General features: G+C 65.1%; 2 protein-coding genes. One reads left to right on the top strand and one right to left on the bottom strand.

The genetic code is table 11. The annotated features are described in order from the left end of the window. Positions 1-6: 6 nt before the first annotated feature. Positions 7-171 carry a helix-turn-helix domain-containing protein gene (locus BLV60_RS33865; RefSeq protein WP_093060181.1) on the top strand — a complete coding sequence of 55 codons (165 nt, stop codon included), beginning with the start codon at positions 7-9 and terminating at the stop codon, positions 169-171. Positions 172-336: 165 nt separating this feature from the next. Here the strand turns inward: BLV60_RS33865 and BLV60_RS33870 are convergent, their stop codons facing one another. After that, entirely contained in the window at positions 337-711 is a 375-nt protein-coding gene (locus tag BLV60_RS33870) for a hypothetical protein (RefSeq protein ID WP_093060179.1), read from the bottom strand. Between the last annotated feature and the right edge of the window lie 365 nt (positions 712-1076).

Consider the following 1076-nt stretch of genomic DNA (forward strand, 5'->3'; position numbering starts at 1 on the left):
CGCGAGGTGCTCCGGCTCGTTGCCGAAGGCCACGTCACAGGGGACATCGCCCGCCATCTTTCGATCAGCGGGCGGACGGTCTGCGCCCACATGAAAAATATCTGCCTCAAGCTGCAGGTGCGCACGCGTGCGCATGCGGTGATCGCGGCCGCCAACCAGGGGCTGCTGTAGCCGTGCGCGTCAGTGCTCCACGAGCATATCGGCCCATCGGCCGCTTCTTCCGCGCAAGCAGGTGGCGGCGCCGGGTTTGCATCAGCCTGGCGATTCGCACCGCCAGACGGGTGCGGACCTCGCACCGCTCGGTGTGGTCGAGGTGCACGGAGATGGTCGAGAGCGTCACGCTTTCCTTCGCGTCGCGGCTGCCTTGCGACCAGCATGCTGCCGGCGTGCGGACGGTGCCGCGGCCAATGCCCCGTGCAGGGTGCGCAAGGCGTCGTTCACCACGACCCGCCGGGATGGTGTGGCCTCGATGGCTACCGGTGGCGTGTGGGAAACATTGTTCGTGTCCGAGCGCCGGAACGCATGCATCGGCGCCATGGCCAACGCCCGCCAGTCCTCGGCCCGCGTGACGGCATCCGTCTCGGCGCGGGTCAGTGCGATGCCGTCCTGCAGGATGCGCGATCCGATCGTCTCGAACATTTCGAGCGAGTGCAGCCAGATGCCGTACTGCGCCTTGCACAGCGCCAGCGGAAAAGTGAAGTCGGAGTTCATGGTGTGTCCTCTTGCCCCGATGGGGCGTTCACACGAATGCTGACGCCGCACCGCCCTGCCCGGCTTGCGCGGGATCAAAGGCCGCACAAGATCGCACATCCTTTATCGCTGGACGCTACGGCCGACGGCACGGCTGCAAAGAGAGCCGCAAACAAGGCTTGCGTGCTACGCTCCCCTTCGATTCAGGATGTTTACAACATTCGTGCTCTATTTCCTTGCCCTTGTATGAAACCTGCCTCCCACATCGCGGTGCTCGACGACGAGGTTGACATCACGCTGCTGCTGGCCAACTACCTGCAGGGCCACGGTTTCCGTGTCACCCAGGTCCACAACGGCCGGGCCCTCATGGCGCTGATGGACACCGA

The organism is Variovorax sp. YR634 (assembly GCF_900106655.1).
GTDB lineage: Bacteria > Pseudomonadota > Gammaproteobacteria > Burkholderiales > Burkholderiaceae_C > Variovorax.